The sequence below is a fragment of the Stenotrophomonas sp. PE591 genome, from assembly GCF_018320795.1.
GTDB lineage: Bacteria > Pseudomonadota > Gammaproteobacteria > Xanthomonadales > Xanthomonadaceae > Stenotrophomonas > Stenotrophomonas maltophilia.
This window is the reverse complement of sequence record NZ_JAAOKO010000013.1, coordinates 81,214-105,281: the sequence shown is the minus strand read 5'-3', so window position 1 is coordinate 105,281 and position 24,068 is coordinate 81,214. Positions and strand designations below refer to the sequence as shown.

Annotated in this window: 21 protein-coding genes; 8 read left to right on the top strand and 13 right to left on the bottom strand. The window is 65.9% G+C overall.

Annotated elements, in window-relative coordinates; all coding sequences use genetic code 11:
• Positions 1-123 precede the first annotated feature (123 nt).
• Complete coding sequence (locus JLDANKMP_RS21410; protein WP_212562066.1) at positions 124-2,883, top strand: EAL domain-containing protein; 2,760 nt, start codon at positions 124-126, stop codon at positions 2,881-2,883.
• A 4-nt stretch (positions 2,884-2,887) separates the two neighbouring features.
• Complete coding sequence (locus JLDANKMP_RS21405; protein ID WP_146257205.1) at positions 2,888-3,436, top strand: hypothetical protein; 549 nt, start codon at positions 2,888-2,890, stop codon at positions 3,434-3,436.
• 122 nt (positions 3,437-3,558) lie between these two features.
• On the opposite strand, the gene JLDANKMP_RS21400 is transcribed toward JLDANKMP_RS21405, so the two are convergent.
• From JLDANKMP_RS21400 to JLDANKMP_RS21370, 7 genes are all read right to left on the bottom strand, one after another.
• Positions 3,559-4,065, bottom strand: coding sequence for a hypothetical protein (locus tag JLDANKMP_RS21400; protein ID WP_212562065.1), 507 nt, complete (start codon positions 4,063-4,065; stop codon positions 3,559-3,561).
• A 137-nt stretch (positions 4,066-4,202) separates the two neighbouring features.
• Positions 4,203-4,418 carry a hypothetical protein gene (locus JLDANKMP_RS21395; protein ID WP_212562064.1) on the bottom strand — a complete coding sequence of 72 codons (216 nt, stop codon included), beginning with the start codon at positions 4,416-4,418 and terminating at the stop codon, positions 4,203-4,205.
• A gap of 98 nt (positions 4,419-4,516) precedes the next feature.
• Positions 4,517-5,707 (bottom strand): methyl-accepting chemotaxis protein, encoded by a 1,191-nt coding sequence (locus JLDANKMP_RS21390; RefSeq protein ID WP_005409587.1) that lies wholly within the window; start codon positions 5,705-5,707, stop codon positions 4,517-4,519.
• Between the two features lie 163 nt (positions 5,708-5,870).
• Complete coding sequence (hflD, locus tag JLDANKMP_RS21385; protein WP_005413279.1) at positions 5,871-6,485, bottom strand: high frequency lysogenization protein HflD; 615 nt, start codon at positions 6,483-6,485, stop codon at positions 5,871-5,873.
• The gene (mnmA, locus tag JLDANKMP_RS21380) at positions 6,482-7,624 is read right to left on the bottom strand and encodes a tRNA 2-thiouridine(34) synthase MnmA (RefSeq protein ID WP_012480134.1); all 1,143 of its coding nucleotides are present in this window, start codon (positions 7,622-7,624) and stop codon (positions 6,482-6,484) included. Before mnmA ends, hflD begins: the two co-directional genes overlap by 4 nt.
• Positions 7,621-8,082 carry an NUDIX hydrolase gene (locus tag JLDANKMP_RS21375; RefSeq protein ID WP_212562063.1) on the bottom strand — a complete coding sequence of 154 codons (462 nt, stop codon included), beginning with the start codon at positions 8,080-8,082 and terminating at the stop codon, positions 7,621-7,623. Before JLDANKMP_RS21375 ends, mnmA begins: the two co-directional genes overlap by 4 nt.
• 1 nt (position 8,083) lies before the next feature.
• A complete protein-coding gene (locus JLDANKMP_RS21370; protein WP_005409591.1) occupies positions 8,084-8,554 on the bottom strand; it encodes a hypothetical protein in 471 nt (156 codons plus the stop codon).
• Positions 8,555-8,666: 112 nt separating this feature from the next.
• Between JLDANKMP_RS21370 and clpS the strand changes: the two genes are divergently transcribed.
• Positions 8,667-8,993, top strand: coding sequence for an ATP-dependent Clp protease adapter ClpS (gene clpS, locus JLDANKMP_RS21365; RefSeq protein WP_005409592.1), 327 nt, complete (start codon positions 8,667-8,669; stop codon positions 8,991-8,993).
• Positions 8,994-9,123: 130 nt separating this feature from the next.
• Here clpS and JLDANKMP_RS21360 read toward each other — a convergent pair whose 3' ends face one another.
• The gene (locus JLDANKMP_RS21360) at positions 9,124-9,936 is read right to left on the bottom strand and encodes an APH(6) family putative aminoglycoside O-phosphotransferase (RefSeq protein ID WP_212562062.1); all 813 of its coding nucleotides are present in this window, start codon (positions 9,934-9,936) and stop codon (positions 9,124-9,126) included.
• Between the two features lie 138 nt (positions 9,937-10,074).
• Between JLDANKMP_RS21360 and clpA the strand changes: the two genes are divergently transcribed.
• Entirely contained in the window at positions 10,075-12,360 is a 2,286-nt protein-coding gene (clpA, locus tag JLDANKMP_RS21355) for an ATP-dependent Clp protease ATP-binding subunit ClpA (RefSeq protein ID WP_005409594.1), read from the top strand.
• Positions 12,361-12,438: 78 nt separating this feature from the next.
• On the opposite strand, the gene JLDANKMP_RS21350 is transcribed toward clpA, so the two are convergent.
• From JLDANKMP_RS21350 to aat, 3 genes are all read right to left on the bottom strand, one after another.
• Positions 12,439-12,822, bottom strand: a complete 384-nt coding sequence (locus JLDANKMP_RS21350; protein ID WP_212562061.1) for a hypothetical protein — start codon at positions 12,820-12,822, stop codon at positions 12,439-12,441.
• A gap of 200 nt (positions 12,823-13,022) precedes the next feature.
• On the bottom strand, positions 13,023-13,241 hold the full coding sequence (infA, locus tag JLDANKMP_RS21345; protein WP_005409596.1) for a translation initiation factor IF-1: 219 nt from the start codon (positions 13,239-13,241) through the stop codon (positions 13,023-13,025).
• Between the two features lie 86 nt (positions 13,242-13,327).
• Positions 13,328-14,068 (bottom strand): leucyl/phenylalanyl-tRNA--protein transferase, encoded by a 741-nt coding sequence (aat, locus tag JLDANKMP_RS21340; RefSeq protein WP_212562104.1) that lies wholly within the window; start codon positions 14,066-14,068, stop codon positions 13,328-13,330.
• 72 nt (positions 14,069-14,140) lie between these two features.
• Here aat and JLDANKMP_RS21335 point away from each other — a divergent pair, with 72 nt between their 5' ends.
• Entirely contained in the window at positions 14,141-15,409 is a 1,269-nt protein-coding gene (locus tag JLDANKMP_RS21335) for a hypothetical protein (protein WP_212562060.1), read from the top strand.
• 122 nt (positions 15,410-15,531) lie between these two features.
• Here JLDANKMP_RS21335 and JLDANKMP_RS21330 read toward each other — a convergent pair whose 3' ends face one another.
• On the bottom strand, positions 15,532-16,656 hold the full coding sequence (locus JLDANKMP_RS21330) for a GNAT family N-acetyltransferase (protein ID WP_212562059.1): 1,125 nt from the start codon (positions 16,654-16,656) through the stop codon (positions 15,532-15,534).
• Positions 16,657-16,832: 176 nt separating this feature from the next.
• On the opposite strand from JLDANKMP_RS21330, the gene JLDANKMP_RS21325 reads away from it, so the two are divergent.
• Complete coding sequence (locus JLDANKMP_RS21325; protein ID WP_249337034.1) at positions 16,833-18,344, top strand: N-acetylmuramoyl-L-alanine amidase; 1,512 nt, start codon at positions 16,833-16,835, stop codon at positions 18,342-18,344.
• An 81-nt stretch (positions 18,345-18,425) separates the two neighbouring features.
• On the opposite strand, the gene trxB is transcribed toward JLDANKMP_RS21325, so the two are convergent.
• Positions 18,426-19,397 carry a thioredoxin-disulfide reductase gene (gene trxB / locus JLDANKMP_RS21320; RefSeq protein WP_212562057.1) on the bottom strand — a complete coding sequence of 324 codons (972 nt, stop codon included), beginning with the start codon at positions 19,395-19,397 and terminating at the stop codon, positions 18,426-18,428.
• Positions 19,398-19,630: 233 nt separating this feature from the next.
• Between trxB and JLDANKMP_RS21315 the strand changes: the two genes are divergently transcribed.
• Both JLDANKMP_RS21315 and JLDANKMP_RS21310 read left to right on the top strand, forming a co-directional pair.
• Positions 19,631-21,991, top strand: coding sequence for a DNA translocase FtsK (locus tag JLDANKMP_RS21315; protein WP_005413288.1), 2,361 nt, complete (start codon positions 19,631-19,633; stop codon positions 21,989-21,991).
• A gap of 39 nt (positions 21,992-22,030) precedes the next feature.
• The gene (locus JLDANKMP_RS21310) at positions 22,031-23,974 is read left to right on the top strand and encodes a DUF3857 domain-containing protein (RefSeq protein WP_005409602.1); all 1,944 of its coding nucleotides are present in this window, start codon (positions 22,031-22,033) and stop codon (positions 23,972-23,974) included.
• Positions 23,975-24,068: the final 94 nt, after the last annotated feature.

Below are 24,068 nucleotides of genomic sequence, written 5' to 3'. Positions count from 1 at the left end.
TGGTTGAAAGGGGCGCCGGCCATCTTACCGCGCAGGTGCGCCCAGACCACTCAATTATCCGCCGCAGGCGCCGTTAACCACTGCGTGCCCCGCTGACGGGCGTGTCATCCGGAGCAAGATCGCGTGGACCAAGGGATCATCGCCAGCCTGCTGCAGCACCCGCTTGCGTCGGCGCTGGTCATCGTCGACCGCACGGGCCGACCGCTGGCGGCCAATCCGGCTGCGCGCGAGCATGGCCTGCCGGCCACCGTGGCTGCGTATGCGCCGATGCTGGAAGATCTGCGCCTGATGGCGGCCGATGGCGGCATCGTGGCCTGCACGCTGCCGGGTGGCCCGCACGGGCACTACGATGGCCACCTGCGCGCCGTGCACGATGGCGCCGGCAACCTGCTGGCCTTCACGCTGAGCATTCCCGAACCGGTGCCGCTCGGCGGCGGTGGGCGCTGGGAGCTGGCGCTGGACAGTGCCGGCCACAGCCTGTGGGACTGGGACATTCCCAGTGACCGTGTGGTGCGCACTCCGGCAGTGGGCGATGAAACCGCCATCGAGATGCTGGCCCGCGTGCACGGCGAGGACATCGCCCAGGTGCGGGCCGCACTGGACGAGCATCTGCGTGGCTTGAGCGAGCAGTACAGCGCGCAGTTCCGTTTCCGCCAGGCCGATGGTCAGTGGCGCTGGGTACTGGACCGGGGCCGCGTGGTCGCGCGCACCGCCGATGGCCAGCCGCTGCGCATGGTCGGTACCCATACCGATATCGAACAGCAGAAGCAGCTGGAAGGGTTGCTGCAGGAACAGCAGCTGCACCTGAGCGAGGCCCAGCGCATCGCCAGCATGGGCAGCTGGTCGTTCGACCCCAACAGTGGTGATTTCTGGTGGTCGCCGGAGTTGCGCTCGATGCTTGCGCTGGAGCAGGGCGCCGTGCCCGGCCAGCGGCGCTGGCTGAAGCAGCTGCACCCACGTTCACGTGGCGCATTGCGTGCGGCGTGGCGGCGGTTGTGGCGCGATGGCCGTGCCGCCAATCTCGAACTGGAACTGACCCGGGGCAACGAGCCGTCGCAGCACCTGCGGCTGTGGATGCAGCCGTTGCTGGACATGGACGGACAGCCCAAGCGACTGCTCGGACAGGTGCAGAACATCACCGAGCAGCACCAGACCGACGCGTTGATCCGCTGGCGCACCGAGCTGCTCAACCGCGTCTCCGCGCTGGGCCGCATCGGCGGCTGCGAGATCGAGGTGAAGACCCGGCACATGCAGTGGACCGAGGAGTGCTATCGCATTCACGGCCTGCGCAAGGAGCCGATCACCCTCGACCAGGCGCTGGCGTTGTACACCGAGGACTCACGCAACGCCTTCGAAGCGGCGTTGGCGCGCATCGCCAACGGCGGTTTGCCCGAGCAGCTGGACCTGTGCTTCTACCGCCAGTCCGGCCTGCGCGTCTGGGTGCAGGTGCTGATCGAGCTGGACCGCCGTGACGGCCTGCCGCCGCGCTTCGTGGTGCTGTTCCGTGACATCACCCGCGAGCGCGAGGCCAACGAGCGCATCGAACTGCTGGCCCACTACGATCTGCTGACCGGCCTGCCCAATCGCGTGCTGCTCGGCGAGCAGACGGCAGAGGCCATCGAGGAAGCACGTGACCGTGGCACATCGCTGGCGATGCTGTTCATCGATCTGGATGGCTTCAAGACCATCAACGACAGCTTCGGCCACGCCACCGGTGATGCACTGCTGAAGGCCGCGGCGACGCGCCTGCACCAGAACCTGCGCAACAACGACCTGTTCGGCCGCTTCAGTGGCGATGAATTCATCGTGGTACTGCGCGACCTGGCCGAGCCGGAAGACGCCGGCCACGTCGCGCGCAAGCTGATCGCTTCGCTGGCCGAGCCGCTGCGTCGTGGCGAGACCACGTTGAAGGTCGGCGCCAGCGTCGGCATCGCGATGCTGGGCGATGCACAGACCGATTTCGATTCATTGCTGCGTGCCGCCGATGCCGCGATGTACGCGGCCAAGGAAGCGGGGCGCAACACCTACCAGTACTACAGCCAGGACGCATTGGCCCGCATCCAGCGCAAGCTGGAGCTGGAGCACGCCCTGCACGGCGCCATCGAGCGCGAAGAGTTCAGCCTGGCCTACCAGCCGCTGCTGCACGCCCACCACGGCGAGCCGCCGGCGATCGAGGCACTGTTGCGCTGGCACCGCCCCGGGATCGGCTACTGCAGCCCGGCCGAGTTCATCCCCATTGCCGAAAAATGCGGCGAGATCGTGCGGATCGGCGACTGGGTGCTGAATGAGGCCTGCCGCCAGGCAACCGCCTGGGACCGTGCCGGTCTGCGTTTCGACCGCATTGCGGTGAATGTTTCTGCGGTACAGCTGCGAGACCGCGGCTTTGCCGAGCGCGTGATCGAAATCTGCCACGCCCATGGCTGGCCACCGCAGCGGCTGGAGCTGGAACTGACCGAGTCGGCGTTGATCCGTGACACCGACATCCTGCGCCATTGCTTCGACGTGCTGGAGCGGCACGGCGTGCCGCTGGCGGTGGATGACTTCGGTACCGGCTTCTCCAATCTCAACTACCTCAACCGCTTCCCGGTGGGGCGCCTGAAGATCGACCGCAGTTTCGTGCAGGGCATGCTGCACGATTCGGGTACGGCCGAAGTGACCCAGGCCATCGTGCACTTGGGCCACGCGTTGGGCATGAAGGTGGTGGCCGAGGGCGTGGAAACGCACCAGGAAGAGGACATGCTGCGCCGCCAGGGCTGCGACGAGATCCAGGGCTACCTGTACTCGCGCCCGCTCAGCCCGCGCGACCTGGCGCAGTGGCTGCGCCAGCCACAGCCGGTTTCGCTGCGCACCGATGCCAGTGGGGAAGTGATGCTGGTGCGCTGAGTAGATGATTCCTCAGTTGCGCATTATTTCATCAGCAGGATCGGGCGAGGATTGCGACGCGAAGAGTTTGCCTGTTCGCTTCCGGGAATGGATCGACGATCCTTCCCGAACTAGCGACATGCGCATGGTCGAGATGTTCGTTGTCGTCGCGCTCTGCACTTGGGGTGGGCTCAGTGAGCTTCAGGCACGGCTGCCGGAGGCGCGTTTCATCACGGCCGACGGTAGTTTCGCCAGCGCAATTGCGTCGTTGGTGATCAATTTCTACTTGGTTTTCTACCTCTTCTGCAGAAGAAACGTACATGGCGACCATTCGAAATGTGTGTTTGGAAGTCTCCTGATACTCAGTGCAAGCGTGAACTATCTGAGCTTCGAGCTGCTATCGGATCGGCTGCAGGACATTTCCAGGTGGTTACCTCCTACCGCTTGGCAACTGAACTTCGCGCTGCTCATATCGACCGTCAGGAATGTCATCGCTTTCGGTTTCGGCGCGATTGGCGCGGGGATTGTCTCGGGTGTTCTCAGTCGGCACGGAAAGGGTGTCTCGGATGCCTAAGCAGGCGCCGCATGGCGACCATCCACGCATGGCGTGGATCTACCACAACCCGCTTTGGTGGGGGCCGACCGTTGGTCGGCACGGATGCCTGTGCCTCTCGATCATCCACGCATGGCGTGGATCTACCTCGGAAAATCCGCCCTCAGCTGCATGCGCAGCGCTTCTACAATGGCCGCATAGCGCCGCTTCTGGACCAGATAGCTGGCCAGGAACAGCGGCAGCACCAGCAGCATCGGCGCCACCACCGGGCGCATCGCCACCAGTGGCAACAGCAACAGCGACAGGATCGCCACGAACCAGCTGCACAGGCCGATCACCCGCACTTCGTGCCGTCGCGCGTTGAGTACGATGCGACCGCGCATCACCGGGAAGTAGCGCAGGCCGAAGCTTGGCGCGAAGCTCTCGCGGAACGCCATGCTGCCATCGGGCAGCGCATGGAAGGCCAGTTGCAGCCATCTGTCCTGCGGCAGGTCACGTTCCAGGCTGCCCAGCGAGAGCCGGGCCTGCATGGCCGGTGACGCCGCGATGCGTTCGTTGAACAGGGTGATGCCCCAACTGAAATAACCGGCCACCCAGGCCATCAGAAGGACGGTCTCGATCAGCAGGAGTGCGATCAGGGTGATGGCCATCGGTCTTCCATGAACGGGATCGGTGGATCATGCCACAACGATTTCGCCACCCCGGTAGATCCACGCCATGCGTGGATGTTGCGGCGAGGGCCAGGCGTCACACCGGCGGATGAAAGCCGTCCACGCACGGCGTGGATCTACTTCAGCGCTTCCCCGTCCAAACCCAGGTCCCAGGCCAGTCCCAGCAGCGCCTCGTCCGCCCGCGACGGAGCGGGGCGCGCGTCAGCCAGCTGCTGCAGTTCGCGGATCTCTTCGCGGGCGACCTTTTCCAGCTGCTGCAGCTGCTCACGCACGCTCGCGTTGCGCGGGCGCTCGGTATCGGTGAGGGAGGGCAGGGCGCGGATCAGGGTCATGGTGCGGGTACAGGATGCATCCAACGGCGGGTCACAGGCAAAGGCCCCGGACGAACCGGGGCCTTGCGGGCTGCCGGCGAGGGCAGCGGACATCAGGATCAGAACAGCTCGACGGTGCCGGCGCCCATGCTCTGCTGGGCAACCGGCTTGTGCGGCGGGCGTTCCCACTCGCTGCGCAGTTCGCGCAGGCGGCTGCCGGTGCGCTGCAGGGCGGTGGCGATCTCTTCGTCGAACACGCCGCCATTGCGGTGCAGCAGTTCCTGCAGGGCCACCGCTTCGCGGTTGATCGCGGTCAGGCGGTCCAGGTGGGTGTGCACGCCGCCCAGCGCCTGGGTGGCGATGTCCTCGAACTGCAGGGCGCGCACGGCTTCGGCCACGCTGCCATCGATCGAACGGGCGCACTCGGACACTTCGCGCATGCCGTCACCCAGCGAGGCGTTGATCTGCGCGACGTTGTCGAGCATCGCCGCCGCTTCCTGGCGCGCTTCGCGGGAGCGGTCCATGTCACGCGAGGCCATGTGCGAGACCGTCTCGCGCACCTTGGCGATGGCGTCCTTGGAGCTGTGTGCCAGCTTGCGGATCTGCTCGTTGAAGGTGGTCGAGCGCTCGGACAGGTTGCGCACTTCGTCGGCGACCACCGCGAAGCCACGACCGGCTTCACCGGCACGTGCCGCTTCAATGGCAGCGTTCAGGGCCAGCAGGTTGGTCTGGTCGGCGATCGACTTGACGTCTTCCAGCAGCGCGAAGATGCCATCCAGGTGCTGCGCCATCTGGTCGATGTGCTGCACGGTGGTGCTGCTCTGGCCGCTCACCTGTTCCAGTGCTTCGACCAGCTGTTCCATGCGGTGGCTGGCGTGCTGGGCGAAACGGGCAACGTCGAGGCCGGCATTGCCTTCGTCACCGGCGCGGTCGACGATGCGCGACAGGGCCTGGCTCTGCTGGCGCGACTTGCGGTTCATCGCATCGAAGCTGCCACCGAGGCTGGAGACGGCCTGGCGGATCAGGTCACGGGCGCGTTCCACTTCGCCGCGCGAACCTTCGATCTCGTTGCCGACGAAATTGCGCAGTTCGGTCAGCAGCTGGTCCTGCTCACGCAGGACACGGGCGTGTTCCGGGGAACGGTGTGCCTGGGCGCGGGTGGTCCACCACGCAAAGCCGAGCCAGCTCAGCGTCATCGTGGTCAGGATCGCCCAGCGCAGGGCGGCCGGCCATTCGAAACCGATGGCGAAGGGGAGCAGCAGGGTCAGAGCCAGGGGGGCGGCCAGACGGATGAAAATGCGTGAGTACATGGACGTTCTCGGGAGGTGCACGGAGGATGTATCGGCCGTCCCCCCTTTCTCTTTAACGTCGATATGCCTCGAAGTGCATTCTGAATGCGCCGGTTTTCCGGCGCCTTGGCGGCTTCGGGGTCAGAGCCCATTCCTTGCCGGAAAGGGATCCGACCCCACACCCTCAGGCCAGCTGCCGGTCCACGGCCTCGATCATCGCCTTGCGGCTGAACAGGAAGTCCCAGTAGCTGCCGCCCAGCTGCCGCCACAGCACCGCAGCGCGCACCGCGGCCAGCAGCAGGGCGCGGATCTCGGCCACCACGCCAGCCTGGCCCAAGTAGTGCGGGTTGCCCTGCACCATTACCCGCGGCTTGAGGTGGCTGATGGTGTCGGCGTAAAGGCCTCCCAGGTTGGCCAGCACGTCCGGGTGGCCGCTGTCGCCCAGTTCGGTGGCCTGGCGCTGGGCCCGCTCGATGCCCGAGGCGACCTTGTTGACGGTGGCGCCATCCTGAACGAAGCGGCGCTCCAGCTGCAGCACCGACAGGGCCAGCTTGGGCAGGATCGGGTCCTGGCCCTGGCTGCGGAAGTAGTTGTGCAGCAGGCGCAGGCCGGACTTCAGTGCATGGCGGTCACCGAACACCTCCTGCGGCGAGGACGCATCGACACGGAACACGCTGTCCACGGCGGTGCGCACGGCGGCGGCGTCGGAATGGCCGGTATCGGCGATGCGGCGTACCTGCTGCAGGGCCTGGGCAATGCCGGCCAGGGCCAGGACGCGGTCGTCGACAGTGAAACTCATGCAGCGATTACCTCAAAAGGGGAAGGGGTGGTGCGCAGGCGCTGTTCCAGCGGCGCATCGGTGGCGGCGATCACCGCGCCACCCAGGCACACGTCACCGTCATACAGCACCAGCGATTGACCGGGGGTAACGGCGCGCTGCGGGCGCGCGAAGGTGACCAGCACGCTGCCATCGTCCAGCACCTGGACCGTACACGGCTCATCGGGCTGGCGGTAGCGGGTCTGGGCGGTGCATTCGAAGCGCCGTGCCGGCGGCGAACCGGCGATCCAGTGCGCGGTTTCCGAACGCAGGCGCTCGGACAGCATCCACTTGCTGTCGCGGTCCTGGTCCACGTACAGCACGTTGCTGGCCACATCCTTGCCGACCACGTACCACGGTGCGGCCGGGCGGCCGCGCACGCCGCCGATGTTCAGGCCCTCGCGTTGGCCCAGGGTGAAATAGAACACGCCCGGATGTTCGGCGATCACGCTGCCGTCGGCCGGGTCGAGGATCTGGCCGGGCTTGGCCGGCAGGTAGCGGCCGAGGAACTCGCGGAAGTCACGCTCGCCGATGAAGCAGATGCCGGTGGAGTCCTTCTTGGCGTGGGTCGGCAGGCTGACGTCACGCGCGATCCGGCGCAGGTCGGTCTTTTCCAGGTCGCCGATCGGGAACAGGGTGGCCGCCAGCTGCTCCTGGCCCAGCTGGTGCAGGAAGTAGCTCTGGTCCTTGGAACGGTCGGCGCCGCGCAGCAGCAGCCACTGGTGGCCGCGCTGGGTCACCCGTGCATAGTGCCCGGTGGCGATGCGTTCGGCGCCCAGCTCGCGGGCGGCATCCAGGAAGTGCTTGAACTTCACTTCGCGGTTGCACAGCACGTCCGGATTCGGGGTGCGCCCGGCGGCGTACTCGGCCAGGAAGTGCTCGAACACGCCCTGCCAGTACTCGCTGGAGAAATCGCGGAAGTGGAACGGGATGCCGAGCAGGCCGCAGACGGCCACCGCATCGCGGCGGTCGTCCTCGGCGCGGCAGTCACCGCTGCCGTCGTCGGCCCAGTTCTGCATGAACAGGCCGGCCACGGCTTCGCCCTGCTGTACCAGGCGCCAGGCGGCGACCGAAGAGTCGACACCTCCGGAGACGCCCACCATCACGCGCGGAGTGCTCATGCGACCTCCCGGACCAGCGAAAGCGGATGGCGCTGGCCACCCAGGTAATCAGCCACCACCTGCCAGACCAGCGGGCTGCGCTGGCGCTCGCCGGCGGCCTGCAGTTCGGCCGGGGTCAGCCACAGCGCGCGATCTATGCCGGTGTCCAGTGGCTGCGCCGGGTCGTGCGAGACCGGGCACGCCGCATAGCAGAATCGCAGGAAGGCGGTGCCGTCGCCGGCAGTCCACTGGTAGCAGCCGATGAAATGGGTCAGCTGCACCGTCCAGCCGGTTTCCTCGCGGGTCTCGCGCAGGGCTGCCTCGGCCAGGCTTTCGCCCGGCTCGAGGTGGCCGGCCGGCTGGTTCAGCACCTGCCGGCCATCGATGGTCTCTTCAACCAGCAACACGCGGCCGCCGTCGACCACCACCGTGGCGACGGTGGCGTGCGGTGCCCAGCGCGGGTCCGGCGCGGCGTTCAACTCAGAACTCGTCCTTCTTGGTCAGTTCCAGCTCCATGGCGTCGGCGGTGCGGATGGCCGCATCGATGGCGTCGCTGAGCTGGTCGGCAGTGGCATCGGCGTCGATCTTGACCACGAACATGGCGGTGGTGTCCTGCTTTACCCAGCCGCCCATCTTGGCATCCTGCGAATCTTCCAGCAGGCGGTTGGCCACGGCCACCGGGAACTGCTTGGTCTTCGCGTTGTAGGCCGGCGACCAGATCTCGCGGATGTTGTGGGTACCGAAATCTTCCACCGACGAACGCACGTAGACCATCTGGGTGCGGTCACCCTCGACGTCGAAGACCATGCGGTAGTCGCCGTCCTCATCGACTTCGTAGGTGTAGCCCAGCTTGTCCAGATGGCGGGCCACGGCCTTGTCGGCGTCTGCGGCGGCAGCGGAACCGGTGGCAGCCAGAGCGATCAGGAGGGCGGGGAGAAGGGTCCTTTTCATGAAGATCCTGTGAAACAGTGTTGAGAGAGGGTGCAATTGTGACGGTGGGCGTGCGTGCCGTCCAATCTGCGGCAGGCCGACGCAGGCGCGCCCGAGCCTCTATAATGGCCCGATGCCCCATGAGTCTTCCCCCGATTCCCAGCACGAGCACGGCGTCGCCGTAGAGGCCGCGCGCCCGGAAGTGGCGCCGCCGCCGTTCTACCAGGTGATGCTGCTCAATGACGACTACACCCCGATGGATTTCGTGGTGGATGTGCTGCAGCAGTTCTTCAGCATGGACCTGGACAAGGCCACGCAGGTGATGCTGCACGTCCATACCCGCGGCCGCGGCGTGTGCGGGGTGTTCACCCGCGAAGTGGCCGAGACCAAGGTCGCCCAGGTCAACGAGTACTCGCGGATGAACCAGCACCCGCTGCTGTGCACGATGGAAAAGGCCTGACCAGCTGCCGATTCTCGTCCGGGCACATCGATCCCGGATGGTTGTGCCCACCAAGGTGGGCACCTACCAAGGCAGAAGCCCGTATCGATCAGGGATGGCGCGTGCCCACCGGGCGCCTACGGGGTGGGTTTCACGCTTCCGCCAGCGCCTCCAGGGCCATCCGGGCGACTGTCTCGTCGATATCGGCCGGGTCGCCGTCATCCCTGAACCACACTGCCGACAGCGCAGTGCTGGCCGCGATCCAGCGCAGCAGGCGCGTGCGTTCCAGTTCGGCCAGCGCACAGACCTGCTCAAGGCGGATCGCAAACCGCTCGGGCCGCGTCGCAACGTGGATGCCCGGACCACAGAGGTCCGGGTTGCTGAACATCGTCGTGTAATCGAACGCACGGTCCCCCAGCAGTCGCTTCGGGTCGATCGCCAACCAGCCGCGCGGGCCGAAATCCAGCACATTGTCATGATGCAGGTCGCCGTGCAGCGGCCGGATCTCCTGTTCGTCACGCAGCAGCCCCTCCGCCAGTGATCTGCACTGTTCCAGCAGTGGCGGCAGCACAGCCCTTGGCTGCAGCAAGTCGGCGAACCATGTACGCAGGCAGACCAGTTCCGCTGGCGGCGCGCTCCGTGGCCGGTGCAGCCGCTGCAGGACCTGGCACAGGATCGCGGTGCAGGCGTCATCGTCGCCCTCGATCGAGCGTTGCCGCAGCGAGTCACCGCGGGCACGCTCGATCAGGATCGCAGGCCCCTCGTGGGCCAGCAGTCGGGCGGCGCCATCGCCGTTCCACCAGCGTAGCAGGCGATGGCTGTTCTGCTCCTCGGTCTCGCTGCTGATCTTCAGCATCGCTGGCTCGCCCGCAGCGGTCAGCACCGGCCAGATCCGGGCGTGGGGCGTACGGATGGCCGGGCCATCACGCCGCAATCGCCAGCGGCTCAGGTAGGGTTCGCTCATGCTGGGTGGGCTGTCCTGGAGTGAATGAAGATCAAGCGATCTGTACTGCTAACGCCATCTGAACGCAGCAATCCGCTAGGGTGATGGAAATCGCGTAGTCAGGCCGCATATTGTCCCCATCTGCCGCCGGAGTAATCCATGTTCAGCAAAGACCTCGAACACACCATCGGCCAGTGCTACAAGCGCGCCCGTGAGGCCCGGCATGAGTTCATGACGGTCGAACACCTGCTGCTGGCACTGCTCGACAACCCGTCAGCCCAGGCCGTACTGAAGGCCTGTGGTGCCGATGCCGACCGCCTGCGCCAGGAGCTGGAGCAGGCCATCGAGGCCTCCGTGTCCCGCCTGGCGGAAGACGATGGCCGCGACACCCAGCCGACCCTGGGCTTCCAGCGTGTGCTGCAGCGGGCCGTGTACCACGTGCAGTCCTCGGGCAAGAAGGAGGTCACCGGCGCCAATGTGCTGGTCGCCATCTTCGGCGAAAAGGACTCCCACGCCGTCTATTACCTCAACCAGCAGGATGTGACCCGGCTGGATGTGGTCAATTACCTGTCCCATGGCATCGCCAAGCTGGGCGATGAAGGCGAGCAGTCGTCTTCGTCCCCGGAGGGCGAGAGCCGCATGGAAGGCGGGGAGGGCGAGCCCAAGGGGGATGCCCTGACCGAATTCGCCAGCAACCTCAACGACCAGGCACGGGCAGGTCGCATCGACCCGCTGGTCGGCCGTGCCGACGAGATCGAGCGCACCATCCAGGTCCTGTGCCGCCGCCGCAAGAACAACCCGCTGTACGTCGGTGAGGCGGGCGTAGGCAAGACGGCCATCGCCGAGGGCCTGGCCCGCCGCATCATCGAAGGCTCGGTGCCCGACGTGCTGGCCGACGCGGTGATCTACTCGCTCGACCTGGGCGCACTGGTGGCTGGTACCAAGTACCGTGGCGACTTCGAGAAGCGCCTGAAGAGCGTGCTGACGGCACTGAAGAAGGTGCCCAACGCGGTGCTGTTCATCGACGAGATCCACACCATCATCGGTGCCGGTTCGGCGTCGGGCGGCACCATGGATGCGTCCAACCTGATCAAGCCGGCGCTGGCGTCGGGCGAGCTGCGCTGCATCGGCTCGACCACGTTCCAGGAATACCGCGGCATCTTCGAGAAGGACCGGGCGCTGGCGCGCCGCTTCCAGAAGATCGACATCGTCGAGCCGACGGTGGGCGAGACCTACGAGATCCTGCAGGGCCTGAAGTCCAAGTACGAGCTGCATCACGGTGTGACCTACTCCGACGAGGCCCTGCAGGCCGCAGTGGACCTGTCGGTGAAGCACATCGGCGACCGCCTGCTGCCGGACAAGGCCATCGACGTGATCGACGAGGCCGGTGCCCGCCAGCGCCTGCTGCCCGAGGAGCAGCGCAAGGAGCTGATCGACGTCGAGGAGGTCGAGGCGATCGTGGCCAAGATGGCGCGGATCCCGGCCAAGCAGGTCAGTGCCACCGACAAGGATGTGCTGCAGCACCTGGAGCGCAACCTGAAGATGGTGATCTTCGGCCAGGACCCGGCCATCGAGACGCTGTCCTCGGCGATCAAGCTGGCCCGTTCGGGTCTGGGCAACCCGGAAAAGCCGATCGGCAACTTCCTGTTCGCCGGCCCGACCGGTGTCGGCAAGACCGAAGTGACCAAGCAGCTGGCGTTGCAGCTGGGCATCGAGCTGGTCCGCTTCGACATGTCCGAGTACATGGAGCCGCATTCGATCAGCCGCCTGATCGGCGCGCCTCCGGGCTACGTCGGTTTCGACCAGGGCGGCCTGCTGACCGAGAAGATCGTCAAGACGCCGCATTGCGTGCTGCTGCTGGATGAGATCGAGAAGGCGCATCCGGACATCTTCAACATCCTGTTGCAGGTGATGGACCGCGGTGTGCTGACCGATACCAACGGTCGCGAAGCGAACTTCAAGAACGTGGTGCTGGTGATGACCACCAATGCCGGCGCCGCCCAGGCCTCGCGGCGGTCGATCGGCTTCACCAAGCAGGACCATGCCACCGACGCGATGGAGACCATCCGCCGCAGCTTCACCCCGGAATTCCGCAACCGTCTTGACGCGGTGGTGCAGTTCCAGGCGCTGGGCTTCGAGCACATCCTGCGCGTGGTCGACAAGTTCCTGATCGAGCTGGAGATGCTGCTGCAGGACAAGCACGTCAGCCTGTCGGCCACCCCGACCGCGCGCGACTGGCTGGCCCACCATGGTTTCGACCCGCTGATGGGTGCCCGTCCGATGGCCCGCGTGATCCAGGACAAGATCAAGCGTCCGCTGGCCGACGAGCTGCTGTTCGGCAAGCTGGTCAACGGCGGCAAGGTCAGCATCGACGTGCGCGACGACGAGCTGGTGGTCGAGACCCAGGCCGAGCCGGAGCGGCTGCTGCCGGTCACGGTGGAATGAGCTGACGCCGCAGGCTTGGCGCGAAAGACTGGAAATGACAAGGGCGGCTTCGGCCGCCCTTGTCGCATGCACTGCAACTCAACGCCCCTGCTGCGCCAGCCGCCTGAAGGTCGCCGCATCGATCGGTTCGATCCGGGTCACGGTGCAGTGGTTGCTGTCGGTTTTCAGTGTGCTGCGGGCATCGCCGCAGATCCGTTCAGGGGTGCTGGGCGTGAAGAAGACATAGCTGGCCGAGGCGGCAGCGCCCAGGCAGCGCTTCTGCAGGTGCACCCGATAGTGGTTGTCACCGTCGCGCAGCAGCACCTCGCGTTCCGTGCTGGAGGGGCGGATTTCACGATTGGCGCCGAGGGCAATGCACTCGGACGCGTTGGAGGGCTTGCTGGGTTCAGCGGCGAATGCCGCCAGGGGGAGGCTGACCAGCAGAACTGCCGGCAGCAGGACTTGCGGGAGCAGGGCGTTCATGATCGGGAGGGGGTGGCGATCCGGACTGGATCGGATCCCACGATGCCGCGGCGGCTGCAGGCGCGAATCTGCCGCAAGCGGGGCTGACCGACGCCACGGTGAGCTCGGTCACGGTGACCTCCGGCAGGGCCGGATTCCGGGCATGACAAAAGGCCAGCAACCAGGGCTGGCCTTGTCGAGTGGCGCCAGGCGCCGACCGCTTACTTCATGCGGTAGGTGATACGACCCTTGGTCAGGTCATACGGGGTCATTTCAACCTTGACCCGGTCACCGGTGAGGATGCGGATGTAGTTCTTGCGCATGCGGCCGGAGATATGGGCGATGATTTCGTGCCCATTTTCCAGGCGAACGCGGAAAGTGGTGTTCGGCAGCGTCTCGCTGACGGTGCCCTCGAACTCGATGGAATCGTCTTTCGACATGTAGTCCTGTGCGGTTCAGAAAACGGCCACGCTGGGCCTAAGGCGCGGTATTTTACGCGTGACGGCGCCAGCTTGCAAAGTTTGTGTTAACCCCCGGCCAAACGCCGTGCTGGCAGGCGTCCAACCGCCTGGGTCCACGGGCCTTCCCGGCCGTCACCGCGCACGGCCCGGCGCACGTGCTGCAGGAATTCCGCGCGCGGCAGGTGCTCGGCGCCCATCCGCAGCAGGTGCGGATTCTCCACCTGGGCATCGATCAGTTCCCAGCCCCAACCATGCAGGGTGGATGCCAGGGCGGCCAGGGCGATCTTGGAGCCGCCGCTGGCACTACTGAACATGCTTTCGCCGAAGAACATCGACCCGATTGCCACCCCGTAGATGCCACCGACGAGGGTCTGCTGGTCCCAGACTTCAAACGAATGGGCGAAGCCCAGGTCGTGCAGCTGGCCGTAGGCCTCGACCATCGCCGGGCTGATCCAGGTGCCGTCCTGGCCGGGCCGCGGTGCTGCCGCACAGGCGCGCATCACGCGGCTGAAGGCGGTGTCGGCGGTGACCTCCCACGTACTGCTGCGCAGCTGGCGGCGGAACCGGCTGGACAGATGCACGCCCTCGGTGCGGAACACCATGCGCGGGTCCGGCGACCACCACAGGATCGGCTCGCCCTCGCTGAACCACGGAAAGATGCCGCCAGCGTAGGCATTGAGCAGGCGCACCGGGTGCAGGTCACCGCCGACGGCGAGCAGGCCATCGGGCTGGCGCAGCGCGGTCTCGGCCGGCGGGAAGGGGGCGTCCGGCGCATCAGCCAGGCGCCAGGGCAGCTGGCGGGTCATGCCCTCATTGTATTCGCCGTGGTGACCGCTGATGTCTGGCAACATCAGTGTCCAACGGCAAGGAGCCCACGCATGAGTGACGCGATCAACGCCATCCTCGATGTGCACGACAACCCGCGCACGTGCAACGACAGCCAGAGCATGCTGCTGGCGCTGGCGACTGAGCAGCCGGGCCAGCTCGGTGCGCTGATGCGGCTGGCCCTTGCCCGGCGTTCACCCAGCTCGGCCTTTCTCGACATGACGCTGGATCTGCTGCCCGACGAAGCGGTTGCGCCGGTCTGTGCCGAGGCTTGGCGTCGCTATCGTGATGGTGAGCGCGGCGAGCTGCTGGCCAGCGTGATCGAATTCGCCAGCTACCAGGCGCCGCAGGTGCTGCAGGACGACTGGGAGGCCTTGCTGGCGATTGCCAGTGAGGATGAGCTGCAGCTGGCTTCGCAGGTGTGGCGGGGCCTGCCGTCTGCCACTGCCGTGCAGTGGGCGCAGATTCTGGCCGAAGCCGATGACGATCGCGAAATGGCGCGGGCCAGGGCGCTGCTGCTCGCGGCGCAGCCCGAGAGCTATGCCGTTGCCCGCGGCTACCTCGCTGACTGGGGCGCGCTGGATGCTGAGGTCTGGGCGCATTGGGCCGGCGTGGCTGATGGGCCGCTGCCGCGCCGCCTGCATGGGGAGCGGCCGCTGCACATCCGCTTTGGCCGCGAGCAGCATCGCGCGCAGCAGGCGGACGAACCGAGCTGGCGCAAGCGTATCTGGCGCCTGCACCCAACCTGGAATGGTGGGCAGGTGCACCATGCGGGGCAGATGGGAGGGCCGCTGGAAGCGTTGTGTGGCAGCTGCCATGCACCGCTGCAGCGCCTGATGCGAACCGACGCTGCCGCGCTGCAGCCGGGCGCGGCGGGTGAGATCACGCTGGGCCTGTGCCTGGACTGCTGCGGCTGGGAAGACCCGCCCGTGCGCTTCTATCGCCACGATGCCGTCGGCCTGCCCAGCTGCCACCCCAGCCAGCGTCTGGAGTTGCCGGCCACGCCGATCGACAGCGGCGACCTGATGCGTGCCGAGATCGGCCTGGTCGCCATGGATACCATGCGGTGGCAGCAGCAGGACTGGGGCCAGTCCAACCATCGGCAGAACCTGTCGCGCGTGGGCGGCGCGCCCAGCTGGGTGCAGAGTGCCTGGTACCCGGCGTGCATCGATTGCGGCGAGGAGATGTCCTTCGTGATGCAGCTGGATTCGACGCTGCCGACCACCGGTGGAGGCGCGCTGCTCTGGGGTAGTGGCGGCATGCTCTACACGTTCTGGTGTGCGAAGTGCCGGGTGAGCGGGCACTTCTGGCAGTGCACCTGAGCACAGCGCCCTCGCCATTGTCCTGATAGGTGCCAGCGTTGGTTGGCGCGCCCCACTGCCCTGGTAGGTGCCAACCTTGGTTGGCACGCTTTTCGGCACCGCGCCAGTCAAGCAAGCCAACGCTACGCATCCGCGCGGAAAGGCCCATGCCCGTGCAGCTCCTGCTGGTAGCGCCGCACATCGCGCCGTTCCTGCCGGCACCAGTCCTGCAGTGCTTCTGCGAAATCCGCATCAGCCACCCAGTGCCGGCTGCGCACCAGCGTCGGCAGGAAGCCCCGCGCCAGCTTGTGCTCGCCCTGTGCACCCGGCTCGAATCGGGTCAGTCCTTCGCGCAGGCAGTATTCGATACCCTGGTAGTAGCAGGCCTCAAAGTGCAGGCCGGGCAGGGTGGCGCCGCCCCAGTAGCGGCCGTACAAGGTGTCGCCACCGCGCAGGCACAGCGCGCCGGCAATCGGCTCGCCGTCCTGTTCGGCCAGGAACAGCACCAGCCCGCGGCCCAATGAAATGGCCAGATGGCGCAGGAAGGTCTCGGTCAGCGCCGGGGCGTTGCCGTACTCCAGGAAGGTCTGCAGATAGAAGCGGTACATCGCCTGCAGATCGGCACGACTGGCCTCGTCGCCGTGCACCACGCGGAAGGTGATGCCCTGGCGGGTGACCTTGGCCCGTTCCTGGCGGATGTTCTTGCGATGCTTGTGGTTCATCGCACCGAGGAACTGGTCGAACGTCGTCCAGTCGCCCGGGTTCTGCCACTGGAACTGCACGTCCTCGCGCAGCAGCCAGTCATCGCCGAACAGCGCCTCGTCCACTGCGGTGTGGAAGTTGATATGGGCCGAGGACACGTCCAGTGCCGGCAGCGCCTCGCGCAATGCCGACAGCAAGATGGCGCGCCCTGAATCGTGACGGGCCAGCAGCCGCGGGCCGGTGACCGGCGAGTACGGCACCGCGCCCAGCCACTTCGGATAGTAGTCGCGGCCATGACGGGCATACGCGTTGGCCCAGGCATGGTCGAACACGAACTCGCCGTGCGAATTGGTCTTCAGGTAGCCCGGAATGGCGCCGACCAAGGTGTCGCCTTCCCATAGGGTGAAGTGCCGGGGCTGCCAGCCCCAGTCTTCGCGCAGGCAGCCGTGCCGTTCAAGGCCTGAGATGAAGGCGTGGCTGACGAAGGGGTTCTGCCCGTCGTGCAGGGCATCCCAATCGGTGGCGGGAATGGACTGCAGGGAGTCGAGGAAGCGGGGGGAAGGCATGAGGGAAGGATAGGGCAGGCGGGTGCGAAAAGTGTTGTCGCACTCGACTTGAGGATTATCCGAATTGGTCGAATTCGCGAGTCGGTTCAACAAAGTAGCTGAGAGCTGGATGGGACATTCCCTCTTCTCGCCCTTCTGGCGCATACCCACATCGAAGGATTCGATACATGGAATGCATGAATGTTCTCCGTTGCTCTGCGTTTGCACTGATCATTGCTGGCTTAAGCGGTGGGCCGGCAGCCATTGCCCAGCCCGCACATGCGATGATCGAGACTGATCCAGCGCTGGATCTGCTGCTGACGCGAGAGGCGCAGCGGATGCTTGACGCGCACCAGGTCCGAACGTCGCGGTCGACTCATGTGGTCGTAAATGCTTCCGTCGATCTGGAACGCCAGCGGCTGATCATTCGCTTCGGCCCCGGCATGTTGCCTGCGGAGGATGATCACTCGCTCGAGGAGATCGAGCAGTACATCCGGAGCTCGCTTGAGTTCTATGCCTTGAGGTCCGGCGCAGGCGAGGTCCAGTCGGAGGTCCTGTACGAAGGAAAGCCCTACTGGGAGCACTTTCCAATCATGTCTGCGACACCCTCTCAGTCATCGGATGCTTCAAGGGTGAACTCGGTACTGGTCTCTGCAAGTCACGGCCTGGTTCGTGTGCATCCTGGATTGGAGTGGGAGTTCCAGCGCCCTGCCAGGAATGGCGTTCAGGAGGATCTGATCACAGTTGGGTATGCCGAAGAACTGCAGCAGTTGATGGAAGAACGTGGAGGACGTGTGGTCCACCGGGCGCGTCGCAATCAGGGCGACCTGCACCCAGAGTCCGAGAGGGCCTGGAACGAAATGTCATCCAGATACCATCTCCGCGATATGCTGCCAGATCGGCCGGACATCTGGAATCACTTTGCCAACAGCACGGCGACAGACAGGGAGGTTTCTGATGATATTCGTGCCCGACCCTACTATGCGAATCATCTTGGTGCTGCAGGGTTGTTCAGCATTCACACAAATGCGGATGCCTCGGGCGCGGCTCGGGGCACGCGCGTCTACTACCATCCGCGCAAGCCAAGTGATCAACGGCTTGCCGATATGGTGCTCTGCTACATGCGTGAGCTCATTACTGCACAGGAGGAGTATGCAGACTTTCCTGTTGCTGCGGCGGGTGCAGCCGCAGGCCATGGTGAAAACGGATTCGCGCAGATGCCATCGGTGGTTGTCGAAGTTGCCTTCCACACAAACCCAACCGATGCCGCAGCCTTGCTGGACCCGGCATTTCGCACCGCTTCAATGAAGGGTGTCGAGAAGGGCTATCGGCTGTTCCGCAAAGGCGAGGGTTGTGTGCCGTTGAAGGTGGAGCCCATCCAGTCCATCGAGCTGTCCGCAGGGAATTCACGGCGCGTCGATGTGGTGTTTGAGGGCCATCCCCGGTACCCGATTGATCTGGTCACCACCAATGTGGGTTGCCCGCCCGGCTGGACCTGCACCGACGGCAAGGTCCACATCGCTGCGCCGGACGAGAAGCCCAGTCAGATCATCATGAAGTGCGAGAACGCTGGCAGCGCCCCCTTGTTCTGGAACACGCAGGTGGTCGATGCCGATGGCGTGAAGTCTCCGCCAGTCAGGCACAGGGTGCAGTGCATACGGCGGCCGGGTGGGTTGAGTGTTGCGGCGACAGGGCTTGCCGGCTCGTGAAAACGAAAAGGCCGACGCACTGGCGTCGGCCTTTCATCCGGAGTCGGGCGTGGCTCGGCCCTACAGGCGCGGGTCAGCCTCTCAGCTGGCCTTGCCCTGCGCGTCCAGGTAGCGCTCGGCATCCAGCGCGGCCATGCAGCCGAAGCCGGCCGAGGTGATCGCCTGGCGGTAGTGCTGGTCGGCCACGTCGCCGGCGGCGAACACGCCTTCCACCGAGGTCTGGGTGGCATTGCCGCCCAGGCCCGAGCGGATTTCCAGGTAGCCGTTGTTCATCGCCAGCTGGCCATCGAACAGGGTGGTGTTCGGGTGGTGGCCGATGGCCACGAAGAAGCCGTGGGCGTCGATGTCGCGGGTGCTGCCGTCCAGCGTGGACTTCACGCGCACGCCGGTCACGCCGGCGTCGTTGCCCAGCACTTCCTCCACCTGGTGGTGCCAGACGGTCTCGATCTTGCCTTCGGCCACCTTCTTGAACAGCTTGTCCTGCATGATCTTTTCCGCCTTCAGTGTGTCGCGGCGGTGGACCAGGTAGACCTTGCGGGCGATGTTGGACAGGTACAGGGCCTCTTCCACGGCGGTGTTGCCGCCACCGACCACGACCACGTCCTGGTCGCGGTAGAAGAAGCCGTCACAGGTGGCGCAGGCGGACACACCGCGGCCCTTGAACTCGTCTTCGGTCGGGATGCCCAGGTACTTGGCGGTGGCGCCGGTGGCGATGATCAGCGCATCGCAGGTGTACTCGTGGCTGTCGCCGATCAGCTTGAATGGGCGGTGCGACAGGTCGGCGGTGTGGATGTGGTCGAAAATGACCTCGGTCTCGAAGCGCTCGGCATGGGCCTGCATGCGCGCCATCAGGTCCGGGCCCATCAGGCCGTGGGCGTCACCCGGCCAGTTGTCCACCTCGGTGGTGGTCATCAGCTGGCCGCCCTGTTGCAGGCCGGTGATGACGACCGGCTTCAGGTTGGCGCGGGCGGCGTAGACGGCGGCGGTCCAACCGGCCGGGCCGGAACCGAGGATGACGAGGCGCTGGTGGCGGGAGGGCAGGCTGGTGCTCATGTAAACTCGCGAAAAGGTAGATGGGACAAGGCGCTGGCGATGTTTGCGCAGCATCCTTGGCTGGTCATAGAGTGGCGGCTGGGGCAGGGCGATTCAAGCCGATGAACGGAACGCCGTCATCCAGCAGTGGTTTCGGCCCCCGGATTGGCCTGCCGGACGTCGCATAACTGAAAACTGACGCCGTCTCATTTATTATCAATCACTAACAGCGCATTCCAAAGGTATGGTCTAAGGTGGCGAAGCAGGTCCCCGAACGCTCCAAGTCCGACGACAGCAAGGCGTCACGTCGCACGGCCGCGGCGGCGACGACCGACAATCCACGCCGCCAGCGTCTCTGGCGCGATCTGGGTCTGATCGCCATCGCGCCGGCCCTGCTGTACCTGGCGGCCAGTCTTTTCACCTATTCAGCGACGGATCCGGGCTGGTCGCATACCGGCAGCGTGGTCGCGCCGGTGCACAACCTGGGTGGCCGCGCCGGGGCCTGGATCGCCGACGTTCTGCTGCAACTGTTCGGCTACATCGCCTTCCTGCTGCCGGTGGTGCTCGGCGCGCTGGCGTGGATCGCCATGTTCGGGCTCAAGCGCGAGAGCAAGGGCGAGAACGACCTGGATCCTGCGCTGCGCCTGGTCGGCCTGGTCGGTTTCCTCATCGCCGGCACCGGCTTCCTGCACGTGCGCCTGTTCAGTGGCGACGTCTCCAGCGCCGGCGGCATCCTCGGCAAGCTGGTGGGCAATTCGCTCACGGTGGGCTTCGGCGCGCTGGGCGCCAACCTGTTCGTGCTGGTGCTGCTGCTGGCCTCGATCACGCTCGCGACCGGGCTGTCCTGGTTCACGGTGATGGAGAAGATTGGCCGCGGCGTGATGTCGCTGGCGCCGTTGCTGGAACGCAAGAAGGAAGAAGTCACCGAGTGGAAGCAGACCCGGGTGATGCGCGAGGAGCGCCAGGAAGTGCGCAAGGCCGACGCCGAGGTGCGCGCCAAGCGCGAGCCGGTGAAGATCGAGCCGCGTCCGGAGCCGGTGATCGAGAAGAGCGATCGGGCCAAGCGCGATACCCAGATTCCGATGTTCCGCGGCGTCAACGGTGATGGCTCGGACCTGCCGCCGCTGGCGCTGCTGGATGATCCCAAGCCGCAGCCCAAGGGCTACGACGAAGAGACGCTGGAGACCCTGTCGCGGCAGATCGAGTTCAAGCTGAAGGACTTCCGCATCGATGCGCAGGTGGTCGGCGCCAATCCCGGCCCGGTCATCACCCGCTTCGAGATCGAGCCGGCACCGGGCATCAAGGTCAGCCAGATCAGTTCGCTGGACAAGGACATCGCGCGCGGCTTGTCGGTGAAGTCGGTGCGCGTGGTCGACGTCATTCCGGGCAAGTCGGTGATCGGCCTGGAAATCCCCAACGTCACCCGCGAGATGATCTTCCTGTCCGAGCTGCTGCGCTCGAAGGAATATGACAAGTCGGCCAGTGTGCTGACCTTGGCGCTGGGCAAGGACATCGCCGGTCGCCCGACCGTGGCCGACCTGGCACGCATGCCGCATCTGCTGGTGGCCGGTACCACCGGTTCGGGCAAGTCGGTGGCGGTCAACGCGATGGTGCTGAGCCTGTTGTTCAAGGCCTCGCCGAAAGACCTGCGGATGCTGATGATCGACCCGAAGATGCTCGAACTGAGCGTCTACCAGGGCATCCCGCACCTGCTGGCACCTGTGGTCACCGACATGAAGGAGGCCGCCAACGGCCTGCGCTGGTGCGTGGCCGAGATGGAGCGCCGCTACAAGCTGATGAGCGCAGTGGGCGTGCGCAACCTGGCCGGCTTCAACAAGAAGGTGAAGGAAGCCCAGGACGCAGGACAGCCGCTGATGGACCCGCTGTTCAAGCCGAACCCGGAACTGGGCGAGGCGCCGCGCCCGCTGGAAACGCTGCCGTTCATCGTCATCTTCATCGACGAATTCGCCGACATGATGATGATCGTCGGCAAGAAGGTGGAAGAGCTGATCGCGCGCCTGGCACAGAAGGCGCGTGCGGCCGGCATCCACCTGATCCTGGCCACGCAGCGCCCGTCGGTGGACGTGATCACCGGCCTGATCAAGGCCAACATCCCGACCCGTATCGCCTTCCAGGTCAGCTCCAAGATCGACTCGCGCACCATCCTCGACCAGTCCGGCGCGGAAACACTGCTGGGCCACGGCGACATGCTGTACCTGCCGCCGGGCACCGCGCTGCCCGAGCGCGTGCATGGTGCGTTCGTGTCCGACGATGAAGTGCATCGCGTGGTCGAGCACCTCAAGGCGATGGGCCCTGCCGACTATGTCGACGGCGTGCTGGACGAAGTGCAGACGATGGGCGACGGCGTGGTCGTCGGCGCCACCGGCCTGCCCGAGAACAGTTCGTCCGGCGACGAGTCCGACCCGTTGTATGACGAAGCGCTGCGGGTGGTCACCGAGACCCGCCGTGCATCGATTTCCGGCGTGCAGCGCCGGCTGAAGATCGGCTACAACCGTGCAGCGCGACTGATCGAGGCCATGGAAGCGGCCGGCGTGGTCAGCCCGCCCGAGCACAACGGCGACCGCACGGTGCTGGCACCGCCGCCGCCGAAGTAAGACCCGACGTATCCCCCACGACGTCCAAGGAACCGACGCATGCTTCACCCCGTACCAAGCGCGCTGGCACTGGCGCTGGCAGCCTTCCTGGCTGCCGGCCCGGCACTGGCAGACACCGCCACCTCCGCGCCCGCCACGGCGCCGCCTTCCACCAGCGGCGATACCGAAGCCAGCAATAATTTCAGCATTGTCCGTTACCGCGCCGACTACCAGGTGCGGCCGGATGCCGGCAATGTGCAGACCGAAACCTACGAAGTGCTGCTCAAGACCAAGGCCTCGGTCGAGCAGTTCAGCCAGGTGCGGCTGAGCTACAGCGAGAAGATGGAAACCCTGGAGGTGCTTGGCGCCTACACCATTACCGCCGACGGCCAGCGCCGCGACGTGCCGGCCGACCGCATCTACACCCAGGAAAGCTACTCCAGCGCCTCGGCGGCGATGTATGCCGACCGCAAGGTGCGGGTGATCGTGTTCCCGAACCTGGCCCCGGGCACCCGCCTGTACTACCAGGTGCGCCGCACCCAGGCCACGCCGTACTTCCCGGGCTATTTCGGCCTGTGGGAGACCTTCAATGTGTTCACCGAGTACGAGGACGCCGAAGTCACCCTGAGTGCGCCGGCCAACCTGCCGATGTTCATCGACAGCCGCGGCGTGCAGGGCAGCGATCGGCCGACGGTGAAGAATGGCCAGGCGCAGTGGCGCTGGCGCTACCAGCGTCGCGAGGCGATGCCGGCGCAGAACTGGTCGGCGGCGGGCTGGGAGTTCGGCCCGAACATCATGGCCAGTACCTATCGTGACTGGTCGCAGATGGGTCGCGCCTACCAGCTCAAGGCGGGCCCGGCGGCCGAGGTGACCCCGGCGCTGCAGGCGCTGGCTGATGAGATCACCGCGGGTATCAGCGACCGCCGCGAGCAGGCTGATGCGCTGTACCGCTGGGTTGCGCAGAACATCCGCTACGTGGCGGTGTACCTGGGCAATGGCGGGCTGGAGCCGAACAGCGCGCAGAGCATCCTCGACAACCACTATGGTGACTGCAAGGACCATGTGACGATCCTGGAGGCGCTGCTGGCGGCCAAGGGCATCGCCAGCTCGCCGGTGCTGATCGGTGCCGGCGGTGGCCCGACGTTGCCGAAGATCCCGGTGCTGGGCCGCTTCAACCACGCCATCACCTACATTCCCGAGTTTGATCTGTACCTGGATTCGACCACCGCGTGGGCGCGCTTCGGTCAGCTGCCGGAAGGTGACCTGGGTGCGCCGGTGATGCGTACCCGCGACGCCACGCTGGCACGCACCCCGGCCAACACGCCCGAGCGCAATGCCACCTCGATGGAAGTACGTTTCACCTTCGACGCCAACGGCAACCTGCGTGGAGAGACCATTCCGAAGCTGGGCGAGAACGCCGAGATCGGCATGCGCGCCCAGTTCTCCCAGCTCAACGCGCAGAACCGTGCGCGCGCTGAAGAGCAGATCATGGCCGCCTCAGGTTTCGATGGGCGAGGGCAGCTGCAGATCCAGGGCGTGCCGGTCGATCTGACCCGGCCGTTCGGCTACCGCATGGCGTTCCAGGCCGAGGACTACGCCGACTTCAGCGTGGCCGGCGGCATGGCCGTGCCGGATCCGCCGGGTGGCGAGTCGGTGCGTGGGCTGTACGCCACTGCCTCGGCGCCGGCCAACGAAACGCCGTTCTACTGCAATGCCAGCCTGCGCGAGGAAACCTATCGCCTGCAGTTCCCGGCCAATGCGCCGATCATCGCCATCCCGGCCAGCCAGCGTTTCGCCAATGCCGCCGGCGAGTACCGGGTGGACTGGAGTCGCGAGGGCCAGGAGGTGATCGTGCACCACCGCTTGCAGCAGAATGCAGTGCGTGGGCCAGAGGCGTTGTGCCAGCCGCAGGACTATCCGGCGTTCCGCGCGCTGTATCGCGAAGTGCGGCGTGGCTTCCGCGGCCAGGTGCTGTACGGCAAGCTGCCGGGATCCGGTGGCTGAATCGCCGATGGACGTTCAGGGCGGCATAATGTCGCCCTGATCGCCCATTCATCTTTCCCCGGGCACACTGGCAACCACCTTTCCTGGCGCCCGC

Bases quoted from the DNA above. Each gene is read 5' to 3' on its own strand.
- JLDANKMP_RS21370 (WP_005409591.1), bottom strand. From the start codon at position 8,554: ATGAAAAGGACCCTTCTCCCCGCCCTCCTGATCGCTCTGGCTGCCACC.
- aat (WP_212562104.1), bottom strand. From the start codon at position 14,068: ATGACCCGCCAGCTGCCCTGGCGCCTGGCTGATGCGCCGGACGCCCCC.
- JLDANKMP_RS21330 (WP_212562059.1), bottom strand. From the start codon at position 16,656: ATGCCTTCCCCCCGCTTCCTCGACTCCCTGCAGTCCATTCCCGCCACC.
- JLDANKMP_RS21400 (WP_212562065.1), bottom strand. From the start codon at position 4,065: ATGGCCATCACCCTGATCGCACTCCTGCTGATCGAGACCGTCCTTCTG.
- JLDANKMP_RS21335 (WP_212562060.1), top strand. From the start codon at position 14,141: ATGAGTGACGCGATCAACGCCATCCTCGATGTGCACGACAACCCGCGC.
- mnmA (WP_012480134.1), bottom strand. From the start codon at position 7,624: ATGAGCACTCCGCGCGTGATGGTGGGCGTCTCCGGAGGTGTCGACTCT.
- JLDANKMP_RS21405 (WP_146257205.1), top strand. From the start codon at position 2,888: ATGATTCCTCAGTTGCGCATTATTTCATCAGCAGGATCGGGCGAGGAT.
- JLDANKMP_RS21390 (WP_005409587.1), bottom strand. From the start codon at position 5,707: ATGTACTCACGCATTTTCATCCGTCTGGCCGCCCCCCTGGCTCTGACC.
- hflD (WP_005413279.1), bottom strand. From the start codon at position 6,485: ATGAGTTTCACTGTCGACGACCGCGTCCTGGCCCTGGCCGGCATTGCC.
- clpA (WP_005409594.1), top strand. From the start codon at position 10,075: ATGTTCAGCAAAGACCTCGAACACACCATCGGCCAGTGCTACAAGCGC.
- JLDANKMP_RS21310 (WP_005409602.1), top strand. From the start codon at position 22,031: ATGCTTCACCCCGTACCAAGCGCGCTGGCACTGGCGCTGGCAGCCTTC.
- JLDANKMP_RS21395 (WP_212562064.1), bottom strand. From the start codon at position 4,418: ATGACCCTGATCCGCGCCCTGCCCTCCCTCACCGATACCGAGCGCCCG.
- JLDANKMP_RS21350 (WP_212562061.1), bottom strand. From the start codon at position 12,822: ATGAACGCCCTGCTCCCGCAAGTCCTGCTGCCGGCAGTTCTGCTGGTC.
- JLDANKMP_RS21360 (WP_212562062.1), bottom strand. From the start codon at position 9,936: ATGAGCGAACCCTACCTGAGCCGCTGGCGATTGCGGCGTGATGGCCCG.
- trxB (WP_212562057.1), bottom strand. From the start codon at position 19,397: ATGAGCACCAGCCTGCCCTCCCGCCACCAGCGCCTCGTCATCCTCGGT.
- JLDANKMP_RS21325 (WP_249337034.1), top strand. From the start codon at position 16,833: ATGAATGTTCTCCGTTGCTCTGCGTTTGCACTGATCATTGCTGGCTTA.
- clpS (WP_005409592.1), top strand. From the start codon at position 8,667: ATGCCCCATGAGTCTTCCCCCGATTCCCAGCACGAGCACGGCGTCGCC.
- infA (WP_005409596.1), bottom strand. From the start codon at position 13,241: ATGTCGAAAGACGATTCCATCGAGTTCGAGGGCACCGTCAGCGAGACG.